The organism is Pseudoalteromonas sp. T1lg24, assembly GCF_002964745.1.
In the GTDB taxonomy this organism is placed as follows: domain Bacteria; phylum Pseudomonadota; class Gammaproteobacteria; order Enterobacterales; family Alteromonadaceae; genus Pseudoalteromonas; species Pseudoalteromonas spongiae.
This window is the reverse complement of record NZ_PQCB01000033.1, coordinates 454,413-474,496: the sequence shown is the minus strand read 5'-3', so window position 1 is coordinate 474,496 and position 20,084 is coordinate 454,413. Positions and strand designations below refer to the sequence as shown.

The following is a 20,084-nucleotide window of genomic DNA, read 5'->3' as shown; positions in this document are numbered from 1 at the left end:
GCCTACATGGATGTAGGTAAGGGGCGAGAGCAGGACGCGTAAGCTTTGCTCGATATTCGCTTAGATTGCTAGGCCACACATCGAGCGCCGTGATAAAAGCACGCTCAAAAAGAACAAAAATAGAACAGCAAAGCTCAACAGACCCTAAGCAAATTCATTTGTTTTAAAGAGGTGTCATGGAAAGACTAAATGCGAACGACATGCTGCGAGTGGTTAACGAACTACTAAGCAGTAAAAACGCAGCTGAATTATTAGTGAAACTGCAATTAGGTTTAAAGCCAATTGCTGAAATTAGCGATATTTTGGTACTTACCCAAGACGCAAACCAGTTATGTGCGTTAACCAGCACCTTTGAACCATTATGCGGTGTGTGCCTACTTGAGCCCTCCTTTGTTAAAAAGGTGTTCGAGCGTAACGTTTATGCCGCTAATGTTTGCCAGCTCCCAAGTGATTGGATATTACCTAGCCACTGCAACGAAACGGTTATTTTTGTTGCTAATAACTTTGCAGAACGAAAAGGTGTTTTTGTTCTGTTTATTAAAGATGGTGATGATATTGGGCAAATGGAAAATGCATTGAGTTCAGTCGATACTTTGTTTCGCCAAGCATTTTTACAACTTGATCAGCAGCATCAAATGTCACAAATGTTGTTAGACCGGACTTATGCGTTAACGCAAAGTCAGCAGCGCTTTCAAGCCTACGCAGAGCTCGCATCAGACTGGTTTTGGGAAACTGATGAAAGCATGTGCTTTACCTATTTGTCGTTTTTAGAACAAACCAAACCAAGCAATTTTTCACACTTTTTGCACAAAAGCCCGTTAAATATTCGTAGCGACAGTGAAAGCACGCAATTTAAAAAGTGGGAGCATTTCTTACACCTTGTAAGGCAGCACAGTGAAATTCACGAATTCGAGTTTGAAGCGATTGATAATCAGGGGCATCGTGTTTGGGTGTCAATTAGCGGCAAAGCGAAGTTTAACGCAGACAACAGCTTTGCTGGATATTTAGGCATTGCAAAAGACATTAGCTTTGCTAAGCAGCGTGAATATGATCTAAAACTTGCAAAAGAAAAAGCCGAGAGCGCCAATAAAGCAAAATCGCACTTTTTAGCCGTGATGTCTCATGAAATTCGTACCCCAATGAATGCTATTTTAGGCATTTTAGAGTTGTTAGAAGATACTCAGCCGAATGAAAAACAGCTTGAGTTAATCGATTTTATGCGCGATAGCGCCAAGTTGTTGCAAGGGGTGATCAGCGATACTTTAGATTTTGCCAAAATTGAATCAGGCACCTTAGCCCTTGAGAATAGCAATATTAATTTGCATAAGCTGATTAAAAATTTAGTCCAACAATTTGAAACTCAAGCTGTTAAAAAAGGCATTCATTTTAACGCTATTCTAGGTGGTGGCGTGCCGGAGCAGATTAATACCGATGGTGTGCGCTTGTCGCAGGTTTTGCTTAACTTACTCGGTAATGCATTTAAGTTTACCTTAGAAGGCGAGGTAAGTTTGTTGGTAAACCGCAGTGATACTGAACTGTTTATAACAGTTAAAGATACAGGGGTCGGTATTGATGAAGCGCATATTCAAACCCTATTTGAGCCATTTTCACAATTGCATGATAAACAAGTAGGCAGACAACAAGGTGTTGGGCTGGGGCTCAGCATTACCAAGCGTTTGTTGGAATTAATGGAAGGTAAAATTGAATGCGCTAGTGAAATTGGTGTTGGCACCGAGTTTGTAGTTACTATTCCACTGATCCCACTAATCACCGCTGATGGACATGTGAAAGACGCGGAAATTGAAAATAGCATTCCTAGTTATCGCATTTTGGTGGCAGAAGATAACCCCGCAAACCAGTTTATAATTAAAGCGATTTTGGAAAAGCGAAATCATATGGTTGTACTTGCTGATAATGGTGAAAGTGCTGTTGCGGCAGTGAAAAAATCCCGTTTTGATTTAGTTTTAATGGATATGGTAATGCCCGTTATGGATGGGGTTACTGCTGCGCGAACAATTCGCACTGAGCTTGGCGAATTAGCGCCGCCTATTATTGCACTAACCGCCAATGCAGGACTTGCTGATAAAACCAAATGTTTAAATGCGGGTATGCAAGATGTGCTAACAAAGCCACTTAATAGTGCATTACTTGATGAGAAGATCAAAGCCTTGTTTTCATAGTTAACCTGGGCCTAGGATAGTAAATTACTTTGTGGCAGCTATTTGTACTTATTACAACGCTGAATTTGTTTGCAATAGTTGCTATGGACGCACAAAATTGCTTTGTTACTGTGAAAAACTATCAAGCTATCAGGTATCATTTAACATAGCTTATATATTTCAGGTGTTTAGTTAACTTTTGAACACGAGTTAGGTGAGTTAAAAAGCTCGGTTGGACGTTTTGAAAGAGGGATCCAACCGAGTCAAGTTGCCAACATTAGTTGTACCCAAGAACACAATCATAATCTTCACGTACGCCTGGCTCAGCAAATTCGTCTTTTAGTTGTTGCAGAGCGCGTTCTTGCTCTTTAAAGCTAAAAATCACTTTGCGGCGATAATCAATTGAGCGATTAAACAACTCTAGGTCAATATAAGGTCTCATCGCTTGTAGCTTTTGGTCAATTGAGAATGGTTGGTTACCGTTTCGCATAATGTTTCTCCAAATGTTTGCTCACTAACATTACAGCAAGATACAAACCAAATTTAATATATTGAAATTTATGCGAAAGTTAACAGCATCGGGGTTGTTGATGAAAATTGCGTTGCAAAATGCGAAGTGGTTTGGCGTGAAATAAGTCGTATGACTTAGCCTGTTATATAAACATTGGCTCAAATTGATTCATAAAATGCAATTTCAAATTCAGTACCTACGCCAACTTCACTATGTACTTTCACTTTGGCATTGTGTTGCTGCAAAATGCCATAGGAGATAGCGAGGCCTAAGCCGGTACCTTCTCCGGGCGCTTTAGTGGTAAAAAATGGCGTAAAAATATCGGCGAGATGGTCTTTTTCAATGCCATGCCCCTGATCTTTCACCCGTACAATAATTTTATTACGGTCTTTCTCACAGCTAATGGTCAGTGCGCCGCCATTTGGCATGGCGTGTTTTGCGTTAACAAATAAGTTAATAAACACTTGTTGTAATTTACCAGCATTACCAAGAATATTTGCTTCGGGTAGTAAGTGTTTTATTACTTCATGGTGATATTTGAACTCGTTACTGACCACGTTCAATGATTTTTCAATCACTACATTTAGATCAATACTATCAAGTTCGTCATTATCCATGCGTGAGAAGGTGCTAAGATCTGACACTATGTCTTTAACGCGTTCAAGCCCCTGCACTGACGACGTTAATATTTCTTGGCTGTCCTCAAACAAGAAATCCCCATCTAATGACTGCCACTTGGCTTGCATCGCAACAACTTTTTCCTGTTCAGATAACTTATCTGTGTTGAGTGGCGCCATAATCTCAGCAAAATCAGAAAAGTACTCACGCATTGTATCTAGGTTGCTTAATACAAAGCCAACAGGGTTATTTATCTCGTGTGCTACGCCCGCTGCAAGCTGACCAAGTGATGCCAGTTTTTCTTGTTGCACAAGTTGTTGTTGTGTTTGTTCCAACATTTTATTACTGGTTTCAAGGTCAACAAGACGTTCTTGTAGTGCTTCTTCTGCGCGTTTACGCTCAATTGCAACTGATAACATACTGCGCGATGATTCAAGTGTTTGTAGCTTAACGATGTTGATGTCGTCTTGTGATTCATACAATAAGATGGCAATACCCACACCTTTGCCCGAGGGTAAATCTAAACTGTACAAGGGCACTAAAACGCAATCGCTAAACTGCGCATTAGCGCTGTTGCTAATGCTTTCGATTTCAAAAATTTGTGATTCGGATTCACTACTTACTTGCAGATACAGTTCATCACGCTTAAATTGACGCAATACTTGCTTATAAGAATCGGGCAGTGATGAGGCATGCTGTTTTGTGTTCTGGCAGTAGTACTGAAATTGGTGATATGACAAATCGGCGTGTATTTCGACAAACAGATTATGGGCGTTAGTCATAAAGTTATTGGTGCGCTCAAGGTAATTTGCGACAATTTTATTTAAGCTAGGTTGGCGCCAAGTTTCTGCTAATAAGCCCGTTAGAAATTCAAGCTGTCCCTGTTGGGTCGCCACTTCTTGTTGCGTTTGGTTAACCGCCTCCTCCTGCTGGTAGAGCTCACGGGTGTAGTCTTCTAGCTGTTTTTCAGCTTCTTTTCGCGCCAAGCGCTCACGGCCTAAAATACGCTCTAGCGCTGCCAATTTGGCAAGTGTTTCATTATTTTCCATTGAAAACGACTTCTATCTCGCAGTGTTCGCCACCTTGATGCATACATACAGGTTGAGAAAGGCTTACCGTTTCACCAAAATGTTGTGCCGCGCCTAAAATTAAGCCTTCCGATAAAAAGCATAATTTGCGTGGTGATTGGTAAATCATGGTTAGTTTGTCATCAATATGATCGTCGTAGTTAAAATCGGGTAGTTGTGCGTCTTTATAAAGCTTTTTAACTTCAACGTGAATGAGTTCGTCCACCATCATTAAAAATGCACGTAACGACGGCGCATTTTGCGCTTCTTGTGGCGCTTGCGGCATTAATAATGGAAATAAAAACTCGCCAAAAGCACGTACTAAGTCAGGAATTGGCACCTCTAAGCGTTCAGATAAGTAGCCTACTATCGTAAATAATTCGCTGTCATCATATTGTTTTGTGGACGTATAAATACCGTGTGAGGGCAGAGTGTTATTACTTAGCGCGTCGTCCCAAACTTGGTATCCGTGCCCTTGCTCAACAAATTCTTGTAATGCATTAAATATCGCGCCTTTCATAACCGCTTCCTTTTTTACACATAATCAGGTTGATCTATTTAAAAAATAGTGTCACTTTTTAGTTAAGGCAATGTTTTTAGAGTAAATAGCGTATTGGCTTCGTTCGAGGATTACTATGACAGATAAGTTAAAATTAATGATCGTCGATGATGAAATGGAAGTGCTTAATGCACTGAAAAGGCTATTCAGAAAAGACTTTGAGGTTGAGTCATTTAGTGATCCAGAAGCTGCAGCACAACAGTTATCTGAATCTACTTATAGCGTGATTATTTCAGATATGAAAATGCCTAAAATGAGTGGCGCTGAGCTGCTCTCTAAGGCGTTTGACGTTTGCCCCGACACCCCCCGCATCTTATTGACCGGTTATTCAGATATCGATTCTACTGCGATGGCGATAAACCAAGGTAAAATTAATAATTACGTGAGTAAGCCATGGAGCAACGACGAGCTCAAAAATGTGGTATTACAAGCATCTGAGCAGTTTCAATTGAAGCAATCCGTAATGCGTTTGGAAAAAGAGTTACAACTTAAAAACGAATTACTACGCAAGCAAAACCAAGATCTTGAAAGCAAAGTGCAAGCGCGCACACAATCATTATCAAAACTCAACGATAAGTTAAAATCAGCCAACAATCGCCAACGTAGCTTGTTTTATGACGTCATCGAAATGATCAACTTGATCATTGAAGATACAACCGGAGGCGGTGAAGGCCATGTAAAACGTGTTGCCAGTCATTGTCGTACGCTCGCAGCAGCCATGGGACTTGAGAAGAACCAAGTTACGCAAGTGTACCTTGCAGGCTTGATGCATGAGATTGGTAAGGTCTCGCTGTCAGATACGCTAGCAAAAAGTATTGAAAATGAATTATCTCGGGCAGAACTGGTAGAAAAACAAACCCATGCAGTGAAAGGCGCTGAAATATTGCAAACAGTACCGCATTTAAAAGCGATTGGCACGGCGGTAAAGCATCAGTACGAGCGCTTTGATGGCAGCGGTGTGCCAGATCATTTAATTGGCACCAATATTCCGATTGCGTCGCGCATTCTAACCGTAGTAAATGAATTTGATAAGTTGGTGCTCGGGCGAATTAGTGAACAAAAACTTTCACAGCAGCAAGCTATTGATTTTCTTAAAAAGGAAAGTAAAACTTATTTTGACCCAGAGGTAGTAAAAGCCTATGTAAATCTGCTCAATAGTGAAATTTCGCTCGATCAGCACAATATTGATCTATGCCTCGGTGTCAATATGTTGGAACCGGGCATGCATTTGAGCCAAGACTTACTGAATAAACAAGGTGCAGTGGTATTAACACAAGGCACTGAAATTACCCCAACACTTATCGAGAAGTTAAAATCCTACGAAAAAGAATGGCGTTATATCTTTAACGTATTCGTTCACTGATCTTGTTGCGAAATATGTTGATGATAAAGCGCCTAACTGGGCGCTTTATCGCAATTATTTGTTAGTTTACCTAGGGTCTGTTGACCTTTGCTGTTCTATTTTTGTTCTTTTTGAGCGTGCTTTTATCGCGGCGCTCGATGTGTGGCCTAGCAATCTAAGCGAATATCGAGCAAAGCTTACGCGTCCTGCTCTCGCCCCTTACCTACATCCATGTAGGCAACAATGAGAAAAGTGCGCTCAAAAGAACCGTTCGGCAGCGTTTGGTTGGCTTTTCTACTGTGTTATCGGCTGACTCACATAGAATAACTATGCCACGCAGCCTCTGCCTTGTAGAAAACCCAATCAAACTGCTGCAAAAACGAACTTGAAAGGTCAACAGACCCTAGTGTGATACATTTAAATTTCTTGTGGTTAACAATTGAGCAACTTGGTGTGTCAAAATGTGACCAAAAACACACTTACTTACCTAAAAAGCCTATTTTGCAGCCCGTCTTGTTTCTTTGAGGGTTAAACTATTTCCCACTTTCTTGCGACTAATTTCTAACTATAGTCAAGCACGTTGTTTGCGAAAAAATAAAATAGGGAACGCAATGAACATTACAACTCGGGCTTTAAAAAATCCGGCGGGGGTGGCAATTTTTGTAACCCTGTGCTTGGTGTTAGGGGTAGTGAGCTTTACTAAACTGCCTATTCAACTCTTTCCAGATATTGAACGACCTCAGATTACTATTTTCACTAGCTGGCGACAGGCGTCACCAGCCGAAATGGAATCAGAAATCTTAGAACCTCAAGAAGACGTACTGCAGGGGCTACCAGGGCTCACCAGTTTACGCACCTTTGCAAATTCAGGTTCATCGTTTATCAATCTTACATTTACGCTTGATACCGACATGGATAAAACCCTGATCGAAGTGATCAGCCGTATGAATCGGGTGCCGCCATTACCACGCGATGTAAATCCACCAGTGATAAGTCTCGGTGGCTTTAATGGTGGAGCACCGGCCCTGACCTATTTTTTCTTACAAGCCTTGCCGGGCAATGAAAAACCGATCGGCGAATATGCAACATTTTTCGATGACACCATTCGCCCTCGGTTAGAGAGTATTCCCGGGGTTGCTCGCGTGCAATTGCAAACGGGTAACTCGCGTGAGCAATTACAAATCGAATTTGATGCCTACCGCGCAGCAGAACTTGGCATTAATTTAACACGAGTAAGCAATTTAATTGGTTCAGCAAATGATGCATCGGGTGGGTACGCCGATATTGGTCGTCGCCGTTATACGCTGCGCTTTGCTGGTCGTTTCGACCCAACTCAGCTCGGTAATTTGGTACTGGAATGGCGTGACGGCAAACCAATTAAGCTCAGTGATATTGCCGAGATTAAAGTCACTCGCGATTCAGACAATGGTAGTGCGGTGCAAAATGGTAATCCGGCAATGTCGGTGCGCATAGACCGTGAAAGTGGCGCCAATGTGTTAGCAACGCTTGAGCGTGTTAAAGCTGAGGTCGACAAAATTCGCAGCCAAGTGCTTGAACCACAACAACTGACAATGCACCAATCGTTTGATGCCTCAGTATTTATTTATCGTGCAATTAACCTTGTCTCGAGCAACTTAGTACTTGGGATCCTGCTTGCTGTAGGTGTACTTTGGTGGTTCTTACGCCAGCGCCGCGCGACCTTAATTGTGGCAATGGCGATACCTATTTCAATTATGACCACCTTTATTGTGTTGAATATCACAGGCCGTTCGCTTAACGTGATTTCACTTGCTGGATTGGCATTTGCCACAGGCATGGTGCTTGATGCGGCAATCGTGGTGCTTGAAAATATTGTTAGGCTGAAAACCCAGGGCTTGCGTGCTGATAAAGCAGCTGCGAAAGGCACACAGTTGGTGTCGGGGGCGTTGATGGCCTCTACTGCCACGACCATTGCGATTTTTATTCCGGTGATATTTTTACGCGATGTGGCAGGGCAATTTTTTGCGGACTTAGCGCTGACCATCGCCATTGCAGTATTTATCTCCTTACTGGTGGCACTGACTATTTTACCTGTGGCTGCGAAAATGTGGCTAAACCAAACAGTTGAAGAAGATAGATTAGAAGGCCTTTGGCAAACTATCACACGCAAAATTATGCTGTTGACTAACTCAGGTAAAAAACGCCTTGCGGTGATTTTCACCTTGATGGCGGCGCCAGTTGCGTTGACTGTGTGGTTGTTACCCCCGCTTGACTACTTACCGCCAGTAAAACGTGACGCAGTCGATGCATTTGTGCGTTTACCAACGGGCTCAAACCAAGAATTTGTTGAGCGCGAGTATATTAAGCCTTTGGTTGAGCGTTTACAGCCCTATATGGATGGCACGAAACAACCAGCGCTTAAAAATTACTATATTTTATCATTTCCTGGCAACGCAAACTTAGGCGTGCGCGCTAAAGATCAATCACAAGTGAAAGAACTTGAACGCGTAATGCGTGAAGAGATTTTGGTTGATTTACCTGATACCCGGGTGTTCTCACAGCAAGGTAATTTATTTGGCGGCCTAGGCTCAGGCCGCAGTATTCAAATTCATTTACAAAGCCGCGACACGCGCGCTATGGCTGATGTGGCCGATAAAACACGTGAAATCTTACAAGCGCGTTTTGAAGACAGTAACATTAATATCAATCCCGGCACTCAAGATGCAGAGCCAGAACTTCGCTTATTGCCAAATGACCGTCGCATGATGGAAGTTGGCTTTAATCGCCGTGATTTAGCACAACTTACCCGAGCAATGGGCACAGGCCTATATGTTGGCGAATATTTCGATGGTAATAAACGTCTTGATATGATTTTCAAAGCTGAAGGTTGGCAAAACCCTGAAGAGTTATCGGCAATGCCGATTACTACACCAAGTGGCACTGTAGTGCAGTTAGGTGAGTTAGTTGATGTTACGCGAACGGTTGGCCCATCACGTATTCAGCGAATTGACCGTCGTAGAACTATTACAGTTAATGTGAACCCACCTGAGGGTATGTCGTTACAGCAAGCAATGGCTATCATTGAAACTGAGATTGAACCACAAATTCAAGCGCTTATGCCTGCCGATGGTTCGATTAATTATGGTGGCAGTGCCGACAGCTTAAAGCAATCGATTAAAACCATGGGGCAAAATTTTATTTTGGCGCTAGGGCTACTTTTTATTCTGATGGCCGGTCTTTTTAAATCGTTAAAAGACAGCTTAATGGTAACGCTATCCATTCCACTAGCAACCGTTGGTGGTGTTGTGGCATTGCAGTTAATGAACCTTATTCAATTTCAGCCGCTCGATTTATTAACCATGATTGGCTTTATTATTTTACTTGGATTGGTTGTAAATAATGCGATTTTATTAGTCGACCAAACTCGCCAAGGTGAGCGTGAAGGGTTAAGCCGCGAAATGGCTGTAGAGCAGGCACTAAAACTGCGCTTACGCCCTATTTTTATGAGTACATTAACCAGTATTTTTGGCATGTTGCCGCTACTGATTATGCCAGGTGAAGGCAGTATTATTTATCGCGGTCTTGCTGCGGTTATTGTTGGCGGTATGGTGTTTTCAACCTTATTTACTTTAGTACTGCTCCCGGCATTACTAAAACAATTTTCAACGCGTAAAAGTGTTCAACCAACCCCTGTTACTTCTACTCAAACGCAACTGGAAGGGAATTAGTTATGAGATACGTTATTTCGACAATTATATGTGCTGTGCTGACATTACTTAGTTGTTTTGCAACAGCCAATGAACGCCCAGATCCTTTGGTTGCTCTAAGTGATGTAGAGCAAGCTGAAATCGCTGAACAAATGTGGGTGCCAGGTACTGTGGTCAGTCGTTTTGATTCGCGTTTAACCACTGAAGTTTCGGGCGTTGTAAAGCGCATTGCAGAAGTTGGTGAGCGCTTTAAAAAAGGCGATACGATTTTACTGTTGGACGATGCATTTTTACAGCTAGAAAAACAACAAGCCAGTGCCAGCATAAAAAGCTTTAGCACCCGTGTTAGCTTGCTTGAACGCCAACTTACGCGTATTGAAAAATTGGGAAAAAACGCCTCGTTAGATGCTCTTGAAGCAAAAGAAGCGGAGTTAATGATGGCAATGCAAGAGCTTGAACAGGCAAAGATCAGTTTACAGCGCATTGTATTGCAACTTGATAAAACAAAGTTAATCGCACCCTTTGATGGCACCATTGTTGAGCGCTACAAGCAAGTGGGTGAATTTAGCCAAACAAACTCACCTGCAGTACGGTTAGTGAGTTTAGATGACTTGGAAGTACGTGCAAATGCACCGCTATCCCATACGCAATTTAATAAAGTGGGTGATAGTGTATTAATTGCCAATAAAGATATGCGTTTTAGTTCAACACTACGTGCTTTGGTACCTGTAGGGGACGAGTTAAGCCGTACGATGGAAGTACGCGCGTCGTTAACTGAGCAATCTTTACCGATTGGCAGTGCGGTACGAGTAAGCCTTGCAAGTAGCGCTAAGCATAATGCGTTAACGGTTCATCGCGATGCGTTAATTTTACGCCAAGATAAAGTATACGTGAATGTGGTAACCGATGACTTAACCGTAAAACAAGTGACGGTAGTCCCCGGCAGCGGTTTCAATGACTTTATTGAAGTGAAAGGTGAACTTGCGCTAGGTGAAAAAGTGGCAATACGCGGCAGTGAAATGCTAAAAGAAGGTGCAAAAGTACGTGTTAAACCCTCTGAACAGTTACTTGCAGTACGTTAGAAGCATTAGGTAAGAAAAAGGCGCGACCAAGTTACTTGGTCGCGCCTTTTTTATCTGATATTGATCTCTGGATTAACAGCAACATCGCCAAACTGGTCAATTGTTGCAACGCTTTCGCCTTGGGTTAGTACCGCAAGTTTGCCTTGCGCTGTGGTACGTACAAACGCCAAATCATAGCCAAAGTTATAGAGATCATACATAGCGATCCGCTGTTCATCACTCAGCAAACCCATGTGCTCATTAAAGCTAGGTGTATGATGTCTGCGTTCAAGCATAATGAGGTCCTGCAAAAATCCTGCATGCTTTAACTATAGTGCGCTCTGTTGATTGTGTAAAATTTGCACAGCTAGGGCGCGCCAAACGGTTGCTGTTTTGCACGTAATTGATTACAGTCTCGACACTTTTTATCGCATGACTCAATCCATGTTTTCGTCTCTTTTTCCGTTAGTCATAGTGGCCTTGCTTGGTTATGTTGCGCTTCGCAGCCATTATGTGTCTGCCCAAACCATTGGTGATCTTAGTAAAATTACCTTTAGTTTACTGTTTCCTTTATTTCTATTTATTAATATCGCGCAAGCCGATTTATCGGGTATTGTTTCGTATTCAGTGTTTTTAACGTTTTATGCCGTTGTTATATCGACCTTTATAATAACGACTTTGCTTGCACCGCGACTTTTCAAGATGCAGTCTGCTGGTGGCGCTGTATTTGCGCTAGGCAGTACGTATTCAAATACCATTATTGTTGGTTTGCCAGTGCTAATCAGTGTGTTGTCGCCCTCTGTTGCGGCGCTGGTGTTTTTAATCATCAGCTTTCATAGTGCTGTTTTATTTGGTGCGACCAGTATTTTTTCGAGTTTTGCGACGGGTAATTCGTTTCAATTGACGCGCTTTTGTAAAGGATTGCTAAAAAATCCATTACTAATCGGGATCTACAGTGGGTTAATGGTGAATATGTTGGGTATTGATGTACCTGGTTTTATCGCAAGTACCTTACATTTAATTACCCAAGGCGCATTAGCGCTTGCGCTATTTATTTTGGGTGCCAACCTGTATCAATACCGCTTTGCTGGTAATTATCAGCAAATTATTAGTGCTACGATTATTAAACTGATTGTATTGCCTTTGGCGGTATTGTTAGTGGCGCGTTTGGGTTTTCATTTAAGTGATGAAATAACGTTAATTTTGGTTGTGCTGACAGCATGCCCAACTGGTGTAAATGCATACATTGTTGCTTGTCAGCAAAACAGTGGGCAAAGCCTAGTTGCGGGAACCGTGGTACTCAGCACATTACTGAGTGTTGTAACTATTCCGCTATGGATTTATATCTTGCAAACCCACTTGTTTAGTTAACTGCCAACTTCACTCCCGTTTTTCACTTTTACTCATTTTATCTTTACTAAAGCACGATTTGGCATGCGCCTTATCGTGCATGGCTGTGATCTGCTGTTTGATAAATGCCCAGTTAATTGATTAGTGCTCTAACTAATGTTATATTGATTAGAATTCTAATTATTTTTGAAGTGGTTTGTTTTGTATAGAACAATTAATCGTTCTAATAACTTGATTTTATTGAGTCAGCCCCGCCTATGAAACGATATTTATATTGCTATCAACTCTAAATATACAGTGTCTTTTAGAATAAATTTTAATAAAGCACAGATTGAATAATATTTTTATACGAATTAACAGCAAGGATATAAATCATGCAAGCGACGCAATTTGATAGTGAAACTACCCTAACAGGTAACACTATCCGTTTCGGAAAATTAAATGACCGTGTTTACATTACCGATGCAACAATTGAAGTACCAAACACCTTTCATAATGAAGTAGAAAGCTTTGCTAAAGAAGGCGGTTACAGCAAGATAATCGCCAAAGTAAAAGACGCACAAGTATTGCCATTTCTAAAACGCGGATACCAAATTGAGGCGACTGTGCCTGGTTATTTTGGTTTGCAAGACGCTATTTTTATTTCTCGATTTTTCGACGAAGAGCGCGCTTCGTGCGATCACATGGATTTAAGCGACGGTATTATCAACGAAGTACAAAATGTTGATTCGTGGGAGCCCGGTTCGTTTGCTCAGCCAGTGTTGTTTCGCAAGTGTAATCAAAGTGATGTGCGTGCGTTATCTAAACTTTATCAGTTAGCATTTTCTAGTTATGGCTCACCAATCGGTGATGAAAACTACATTAAAAACAGTATTGACAGCGGCGTTGACTATTTTTGTGTTGAATACATGAATGCGATTGTTGCCTGTGTGCGTATTGAATATGAGAAAGATGCACCAAATGCAAGGCTTTACGATACCGTTGTATTAAGCCAATTTCGCAATGAAGGTATTGCCTCAGCGCTTATTTTTGAAGCGAGCAAATACCTAAAAAATAACGATGTACAGTTTATTTATTCGGTTTGTCGCGCGTCGTCTTTTGCCATAAATAAGGTATTTGCGCGATTAGGTTTTGAGTATGGTGGCAGACTAATCAATAATAACTTAGTCAATAACAAGTTGGTGTCAATGAATGTGTGGTCTCAAAAGCTTTGATATCAGTTTAATTAAACGTAATTAATCTGAGAGGAAGCAAGGAATGAGAACGATATACAAAGATCAATTAGATAAACTAACCAGTTCGCAAAATGAGCGTTTTTTTTCTAGCTCTATCAGTTCGTTGTTACAAGAACGTGCAGATGAATTGGATAAAATGCTAATTGATATGTGGCGTGAATGTGGCTTAGTTAATTCGTCTTGCTCACTCAATGCCGTTGGCGGTTATGGCCGTGCAACATTACACCCTTATTCCGATATTGATATTGCGATTATCACGCCAGATGATGCGAGTGAATTTCCCGAAGATAAAGTTAGGCAGTTTGTTACTGGGCTTTGGGATCTAGGATTGGATATTGGCCATTCCGTTCGCAATTTAGCAGAAGCTAAACGTTTCGCCACCGAAGATATTACCATAGCGACTAATTTACTTGATATTCGCTGTTTATATGGCAATAAGCAGCATGCAGAGTCGTTACTAAACTTTTTGTACGATGAAACCACACTCAGCGATTTTGACTTTTTTCAGGCAAAACTCGCAGAGCAACAAGCCCGCCATGAAAAGGCACTCAATACCGCACTCTACCTTGAACCAAACATAAAAACTAACCCTGGTGGGTTACGTGACTTTCAAACCATTATCTGGGTTGCGCGCAAACATTTAAAGTTATCAAATGCTGGTTTATTTGAGCATGGCGAACTGCTGCAAGAAGATGAACAGTTTGAGCTAATTGAAGCCCACGACTTTATTTGCCGTATTCGCTGGGCGCTGCACTGTGTGGCTAATCGCCCGCAAGAATTATTATTATTCGAATACCAAGCTGATGTTGCGGAATTTCTAAAGTTTGGTCGTGGAGACAGCGCACAGCAAGCAATCGAACGCATGATGCGGCAACTATTTCGTGCCATGACCCGCTTGCAAGAGCTTAATCAAATTCTCTGTGAGAATGTGAGCCTATGTATTTCGCGCTATAGCGAAAAAGAAGTACTGCAAGTTAACGAAAATTTTGCCATTGTTGATGGCTTAGTCGACGTAAACTCATCAAGTGTGTTTATTGATAAGTCTCAAGTGATCAAGTTATTTGGCTTATTGGCAAATCACCCTAAAGCCAAAGGGGTATCGTCAAATACTTTAAAGTTGCTGCGAAAAGTAAGGCACCGTTTATTAGGTGAGTTACAAGATTATCAAAGTTGCCGCGAAGAATTTATTCGCCTGTTTGAACAACCTAAAACCCTGAAAAAAGTGCTGGGTTTAATGCACCGTTACGGGGTTTTAGAAATGTATGCGACGCAATGGGCGCAAACCGAAGGACGTATGCAATTTGATATTCATAATGCCTACACGGTTGACGAACATGTGTATAAAACGGTGTCGTATATTTCTGACTTTGCAAATCATCAAGGTGATCATGAAACCTATCATATTGCTTATGGCCGTGTGCAAAATAAATTAGCGTTATCGCTTGCTGCGTTTTGTCATCATTTAGCCGGTTCACAGGACAGTGAAAGTCATAGCACCAGCGCGATTTTGGCGAAAGAGTTTGCCGCATTCCACAATTTAAAAAATGCGTCGGTGGAGTTGATTGAGTGGTTGATTGAAAACCAAGAGTTGCTAATTAACACCAGTCGCACTTTAGATATTTACGACCCGCGCACAATTCGCAGTTTAAACAAACAGGTTAAATCGTTAGAGCGCTTAAATGCCCTGTATACGCTTACGGTAGCAGATATTATGGCGACTAATGAGGATGCTTGGAACGACTGGCAAGCCGCCATATTAGAACAACTTTACTTAGCAAGTCGTGAAGCATTCAAAACCGATGGGCAAAGTATTTTCGAGCAGCGAACAGTGATCCGCGAAAATAAAGCGCAGGCACAAACTATTCTATCTAACAGTGATGTTGCACTTGAGGATGTCACTCAGTTTTGGTCAACCTTGCCTAATAGTTTTTTCACATTTACCAGTGCCAAAGAGCTCTCTGAAATTACTGCTAAAGTTGTTAATGCCAGTCAATTTCCTTTGGTATTTTTAACGCAAAGTGACCAAATTGGGTGTTCAACCTTGGTGGTGTATACACCCAATAGGCAAAAACTGTTTGTTGATATTTTTAACACGCTTACTCAAGCGAAAGTGAGCGTTAAAGATGCAGAGCTGTTAGAAACTAAAGACGGCAACGTGCTTGAAGTTTTTCGAGTGCTTGATGTAAACGATGAACAGTTGAGTGAAAGCTACCGCATTAAACGGGTTATTAGCCAAATCGAACGTGTTATTGAATCTGGTCATAAAAACTGTAAATTACCGGTGCTAAAAAAATTAAGAGCTTTGATTCAGAGCCTATGGTGGAGTTTATACCAACACCAAAACGCGACAGAACACTGCTCAAAGTCACGACGCTTAATAACCCGACTTACGTTGATAAAATTTGTTCGGTGTTTCGCAACTTAACCTTGTCTATTCATTCAGCAAAGGTGACTACATTAGGCGAAAGTTTAGAGAGTGTGTTTTTGCTTTCAGATAGCAATAATGAATGTTTAAAAGAGGATTTGCGTAGCCAAGTGATCGATGCATTTGGCTACAAATTAAGTTAATTTTTATTTTCGCCTTCAGAACTTACTGTCATTGGGGCAATTTCAAGTACTGGTGCTGCATCAAGGTCAGTTGCATCCATCATGCTAGCAATACGTTGCATTGAAGAAAGCAGCAGGCTTTGTTCCCATTGCTCAAGTGCACAGAAATTTTGAATAAAGTGTTCTTGCAGTGGTTGCGGTGCATCAATTAATGATGTTTTGCCTTTGTTGGTTAAAAACAAACTAACGCGACGTTTATCTTCACTGCTGCGCACACGCTCAATTAAATCACGGGATTCTAAACGGTCTAAGATATTCGTTACAGTGGCGGCACTTAGGTTAATCTCTTTTGCAACAGCACTCGCGGTAATACCTTTCACGCGGGCAATTTCTTGCATAATAAGCAGCTGCGGCCCGGTTAATCCAGACGATTTATTAAGTTGTTTAGAGTGTAAATCAATAGCTCGAATCACTTTACGGATTGACACTAACAGTTCTTCGTATTTTTCCATGGCTAAAGTAGTAACTCGCGTTTTGAACGGGAAATTTAAATTATTGGGTGATGGTATCAAAAATGCCACGTGCAAAACATAGCTTTAAACAGATGGCTGAAAATAACATTGCAATTGCTCATTAAAAAACACAAATTACGTTTACAGCAGACAGGTTTCTCTTGCTATCTGTATATGAGTTATTTACTTTGCACTTTAGCGTTTAGAATCACCATTAAACAGCAGCAATAAAATTATGATGAAAAGCAGTTTTAATTTTGAAGATATTATTCAGATTTGTGTCGGGGCATTTGCACTTGCAGTGCCGATTTCATTTTCAGAAGAAGCGTGGCAGCTTGCACAAACATTACCGTTTACCAATTTATTGTTGCTTTTGAGTTTATCGTTTCTATTTTTAAGTTTATATACGTTTGAGAGCGTATTTCAACGCAATATCCGTACGCGACGTTTACTGTTTGTGTCGCGTATTATCTTTGCTTATGTCATTACGTTTTTTATTGTGGCGCTAGTACTTTTAAGCATTAATAAACTGCCACTTCTTACAGAACCCCTTGTTGCTCTCAAACGCATTGTGGTGATTTCAATGCCAGCGTCAATGGGCGCGATTATCGTAGATAGTTTTGATAAGGAATAAGCGTTTATAACAACATTTTCGCTTCGCTTTACAGTTAATTTAACCCTTGATTTAATGTATAAAAACCCGTCTTCAAATTGTATTTGTAAGGCTATCTGCCATACTCAAATGTAAACCTACTGCAAATGTAAGGGATTTCCGTTGAGCACGATGACAGAGCAGTTTTTTCGCGGTGATTACATGCCTCATGGTCACTGTTATTTATGGCAACCTCATATTTTATGGACCCATGTAGTTTCTGATTTACTAATAGCGACCGCCTATTTTTCAATTCCCGTTGCACTCGTTATCTTTATGAAAAAGCGCAATGATATTGGCTATAACAATGTGTTTTTACTGTTCTCATTATTTATTTTATTTTGCGGTATCACTCATTTATTTGGCATTTGGACTATCTGGCAAGGGGTGTATGGCTATCATGGCATGGCAAAAGCGGTGACGGCGGTGGTGTCGATGACTACTGCGTTTTATCTGTACAAACTGTTACCTGAACTACTTAAAGTACCCACTATTTCGCAATACGAAGGCATTAAGTCGGAGTATGGTTATTCCCGCCAAGAAAATAAAAAATTAACGAGTTTACTCGAAGGTCATATTCAAACGAAATGGATGTTGGATTCGCTGCCGCTTAATTTTTTATTGGCAAATGAGCAGGGTGATGTGGTGTTTGCAAATGAGTATTTTAAATCAGAGTTTGGCGATATAAATGGCAAGCTCAGTACTTATTTAAAAGCAAATAGCCAAGAATTTGAAACCATTATCCAATCGAGTGGAAAAACCCTTGAGCTTAACAAAAATGCTAGCTTTGTCGGCCAAATCAAAACGGACAAGAAAAACCAAATTGTTGAAATTATCCTGACCAAAAAAGAGTACGCAGGTGAAGTGCAGCTGCTCATTACTTTAAAAGATTTAAAAGAAGTGGCGGCATTAAAACAACAATTAGTTGAGTCAAATGCGCTTTTTGCGCGAGCGACCTCAGCCACTAATGATGGTATTTGGGATTGGAATATTCAAACCGGCAAGCAAGTGTGGTCGCCAAAACTATTTGAGTTAATCGGTGTGCCTGAAAACCAAGAGGCGAATTATGAAACTTGGTTTAATCACGTTCACCCTGATTTTCAAGAAATAGTTCAAAACGCTGTAGATGCGCACTTAGAAAAAAAAGAACGCTATGAAGTTGAATATCTAGGTCGCGATGCTAAAGGTGAATACAGTTGGTTTTTAACGCGCGGGGATTCAATTTGTGATAGCACTGGCAATCCCATAACCATGTCGGGTGCGCTTAGAAATATCGACGAGCATAAAAAAGCACAGCGTTTACTTGATGAGCGCACACAATTCTTAGACGCCTTATACATGGGCACAAATCATGGCATTTGGGTGGTTGAGCATATAGATAACGACTTCAAATTCACTACGTATAATAATACCGCACTTAAATGGACGGGCATTACGCAGCAGCAGATCTTAAATAAACGCTTATCTGAAATCACGTTTTTTCCTGATGAAGTTAAGCAACATTTACATGCAAAATATTTAACCTGCGTTGAGCAAAACGCGCCGCTCGAATATGTCGAACATATTCCATTTGAGGGTGATGCGCGCTGGTTTAAAACCTCGCTTTATCCGGTGAAAAAACTTGGGGAAAAACGCAGTACATATCTTATTGGTAGTGCGGTAGATATTACTTCGGAAAAAGAAGCACAGCGTCAGCTCGCTGACAGTCATAACTTTTTAGAGAGTCTGTTAGATAGTTCCGTATGTGGTTTTTATATTTTTAATTTAGACACGCTGCAAAATGAGCGAATTAATAAAACCTACACAGAGTTACTCGGCTACGAGTTAGATGATTTTGCAAATGATATTGATTTGATGGAAAAGTTTCACCCAGACGATCGTGCGAGCATGATTGAGCATATGGAACTGATTGCCCAATCAACCAGCAATGAAAAGTACTTTTTAGAATACCGTTTTCGCCATAAAAATGGTCATTGGGTATGGTGCTATTCGGTTGATTCTGTATTGGAGCGAGATGAGTTTGGTAAACCAAAACGTATGCTAGGCACATTTGTTGATGTAAGCGACAAAAATGAGTTCTTAGGTAAATTAAAAGCATCAAACGAATATTTAGAGCAGTTTGCCTTTATTGCATCACACGATTTACAAGAGCCGCTGAGAAAAATATCAGCATTTAGCGAGTCGATTTATCAGCGATTACAAGGTCAATTCAAATCGGACCCAGATAGTGAATTTGAACTTGAGCGATTGCAGTTAGCTGCTAAACGGTTAAGTAAAATGATTGAAGATTTGCTCAAACTGTCGCGCATTAACACTAACGCTTTGTCGTTTGAAACCGTGTCATTTAATACGGTGTTAACACCGGTGCTCGAAAACCTTGAGCTGAGTATTTTTCGAACCAAAGCAGAAATTGAGTGTGACAACCCAGAGCAATTAATTACCGCAGACGTGGGATTATTTGAACAGGTACTGCAAAACTTAATCGCTAATGCAATTAAGTTTACGAAGCCAGATAACATACCTGAAATTAATATTCGGCTAACAGAGAGTGAATCGTCAGTTGAAATTATTATTGAAGATAAAGGCATTGGCCTTGATCCAAGCCACGCGAAGCGCATTTTTGAACCGTTTAAACGGCTGCATACGCGAGAACAATATGAGGGCAGTGGTATTGGTCTTGCGATTGTTGCGCAAATAATCAAAGTGCATAACGCGCAAATTCGCTGTGAGAGCATTGAGGGAATGGGTACCCAGTTTATTATTAATTTGCCGAGAGAAGTGTAGT

Annotated in this window: 14 protein-coding genes; 9 read left to right on the top strand and 5 right to left on the bottom strand. The window is 41.0% G+C overall.

What is annotated here, in order from left to right; all coding sequences use genetic code 11:
• The first annotated feature begins 176 nt into the window (after positions 1-176).
• Positions 177-2,180, top strand: coding sequence for a PAS domain-containing sensor histidine kinase (locus tag C2M30_RS14205; RefSeq protein WP_105172106.1), 2,004 nt, complete (start codon positions 177-179; stop codon positions 2,178-2,180).
• Positions 2,181-2,436: 256 nt separating this feature from the next.
• Here C2M30_RS14205 and C2M30_RS14200 read toward each other — a convergent pair whose 3' ends face one another.
• The 3 genes from C2M30_RS14200 to C2M30_RS14190 form a co-directional block, all read right to left on the bottom strand.
• Positions 2,437-2,649: a hypothetical protein gene (locus tag C2M30_RS14200; protein ID WP_105172105.1), complete on the bottom strand. Its 213-nt coding sequence runs from the start codon at positions 2,647-2,649 to the stop codon at positions 2,437-2,439.
• A gap of 179 nt (positions 2,650-2,828) precedes the next feature.
• Positions 2,829-4,337 carry a sensor histidine kinase gene (locus C2M30_RS14195; RefSeq protein ID WP_105172104.1) on the bottom strand — a complete coding sequence of 503 codons (1,509 nt, stop codon included), beginning with the start codon at positions 4,335-4,337 and terminating at the stop codon, positions 2,829-2,831.
• Positions 4,327-4,875, bottom strand: a complete 549-nt coding sequence (locus tag C2M30_RS14190; RefSeq protein WP_105172103.1) for a heme NO-binding domain-containing protein — start codon at positions 4,873-4,875, stop codon at positions 4,327-4,329. The genes C2M30_RS14195 and C2M30_RS14190 overlap by 11 nt, the downstream gene beginning before the upstream one ends.
• 115 nt (positions 4,876-4,990) lie before the next feature.
• Between C2M30_RS14190 and C2M30_RS14185 the strand changes: the two genes are divergently transcribed.
• The 3 genes from C2M30_RS14185 (at position 4,991) to C2M30_RS14175 (ending at position 11,024) form a co-directional block, all read left to right on the top strand.
• The gene (locus C2M30_RS14185) at positions 4,991-6,277 is read left to right on the top strand and encodes an HD domain-containing phosphohydrolase (RefSeq protein WP_105172102.1); all 1,287 of its coding nucleotides are present in this window, start codon (positions 4,991-4,993) and stop codon (positions 6,275-6,277) included.
• Between the two features lie 590 nt (positions 6,278-6,867).
• Positions 6,868-9,963 carry an efflux RND transporter permease subunit gene (locus C2M30_RS14180; RefSeq protein ID WP_100914793.1) on the top strand — a complete coding sequence of 1,032 codons (3,096 nt, stop codon included), beginning with the start codon at positions 6,868-6,870 and terminating at the stop codon, positions 9,961-9,963.
• 2 nt (positions 9,964-9,965) lie between these two features.
• A complete protein-coding gene (locus C2M30_RS14175; RefSeq protein ID WP_105172101.1) occupies positions 9,966-11,024 on the top strand; it encodes an efflux RND transporter periplasmic adaptor subunit in 1,059 nt (352 codons plus the stop codon).
• Between the two features lie 50 nt (positions 11,025-11,074).
• Here C2M30_RS14175 and C2M30_RS14170 read toward each other — a convergent pair whose 3' ends face one another.
• Positions 11,075-11,299, bottom strand: coding sequence for a hypothetical protein (locus C2M30_RS14170; RefSeq protein ID WP_105172100.1), 225 nt, complete (start codon positions 11,297-11,299; stop codon positions 11,075-11,077).
• 148 nt (positions 11,300-11,447) lie between these two features.
• Between C2M30_RS14170 and C2M30_RS14165 the strand changes: the two genes are divergently transcribed.
• The 3 genes from C2M30_RS14165 to glnD all read left to right on the top strand — a co-directional run bounded on the left by C2M30_RS14165 (position 11,448) and on the right by glnD (position 16,013).
• Positions 11,448-12,374 (top strand): AEC family transporter, encoded by a 927-nt coding sequence (locus C2M30_RS14165; protein ID WP_158683451.1) that lies wholly within the window; start codon positions 11,448-11,450, stop codon positions 12,372-12,374.
• Between the two features lie 353 nt (positions 12,375-12,727).
• Positions 12,728-13,567 (top strand): putative beta-lysine N-acetyltransferase, encoded by an 840-nt coding sequence (gene ablB / locus C2M30_RS14160; RefSeq protein WP_010558197.1) that lies wholly within the window; start codon positions 12,728-12,730, stop codon positions 13,565-13,567.
• A 43-nt stretch (positions 13,568-13,610) separates the two neighbouring features.
• Positions 13,611-16,013, top strand: coding sequence for a [protein-PII] uridylyltransferase (gene glnD, locus C2M30_RS14155; RefSeq protein ID WP_105172098.1), 2,403 nt, complete (start codon positions 13,611-13,613; stop codon positions 16,011-16,013).
• Between the two features lie 139 nt (positions 16,014-16,152).
• Here the strand turns inward: glnD and C2M30_RS14150 are convergent, their stop codons facing one another.
• Positions 16,153-16,647: a MarR family winged helix-turn-helix transcriptional regulator gene (locus C2M30_RS14150; RefSeq protein WP_105172097.1), complete on the bottom strand. Its 495-nt coding sequence runs from the start codon at positions 16,645-16,647 to the stop codon at positions 16,153-16,155.
• Positions 16,648-16,885: 238 nt separating this feature from the next.
• On the opposite strand from C2M30_RS14150, the gene C2M30_RS14145 reads away from it, so the two are divergent.
• On the top strand, positions 16,886-17,281 hold the full coding sequence (locus tag C2M30_RS14145) for a DUF2391 family protein (protein WP_054980875.1): 396 nt from the start codon (positions 16,886-16,888) through the stop codon (positions 17,279-17,281).
• Positions 17,282-17,431: 150 nt separating this feature from the next.
• Positions 17,432-20,083 carry a PAS domain-containing sensor histidine kinase gene (locus tag C2M30_RS14140; RefSeq protein ID WP_105172096.1) on the top strand — a complete coding sequence of 884 codons (2,652 nt, stop codon included), beginning with the start codon at positions 17,432-17,434 and terminating at the stop codon, positions 20,081-20,083.
• The last annotated feature ends 1 nt before the right edge of the window (position 20,084 follow it).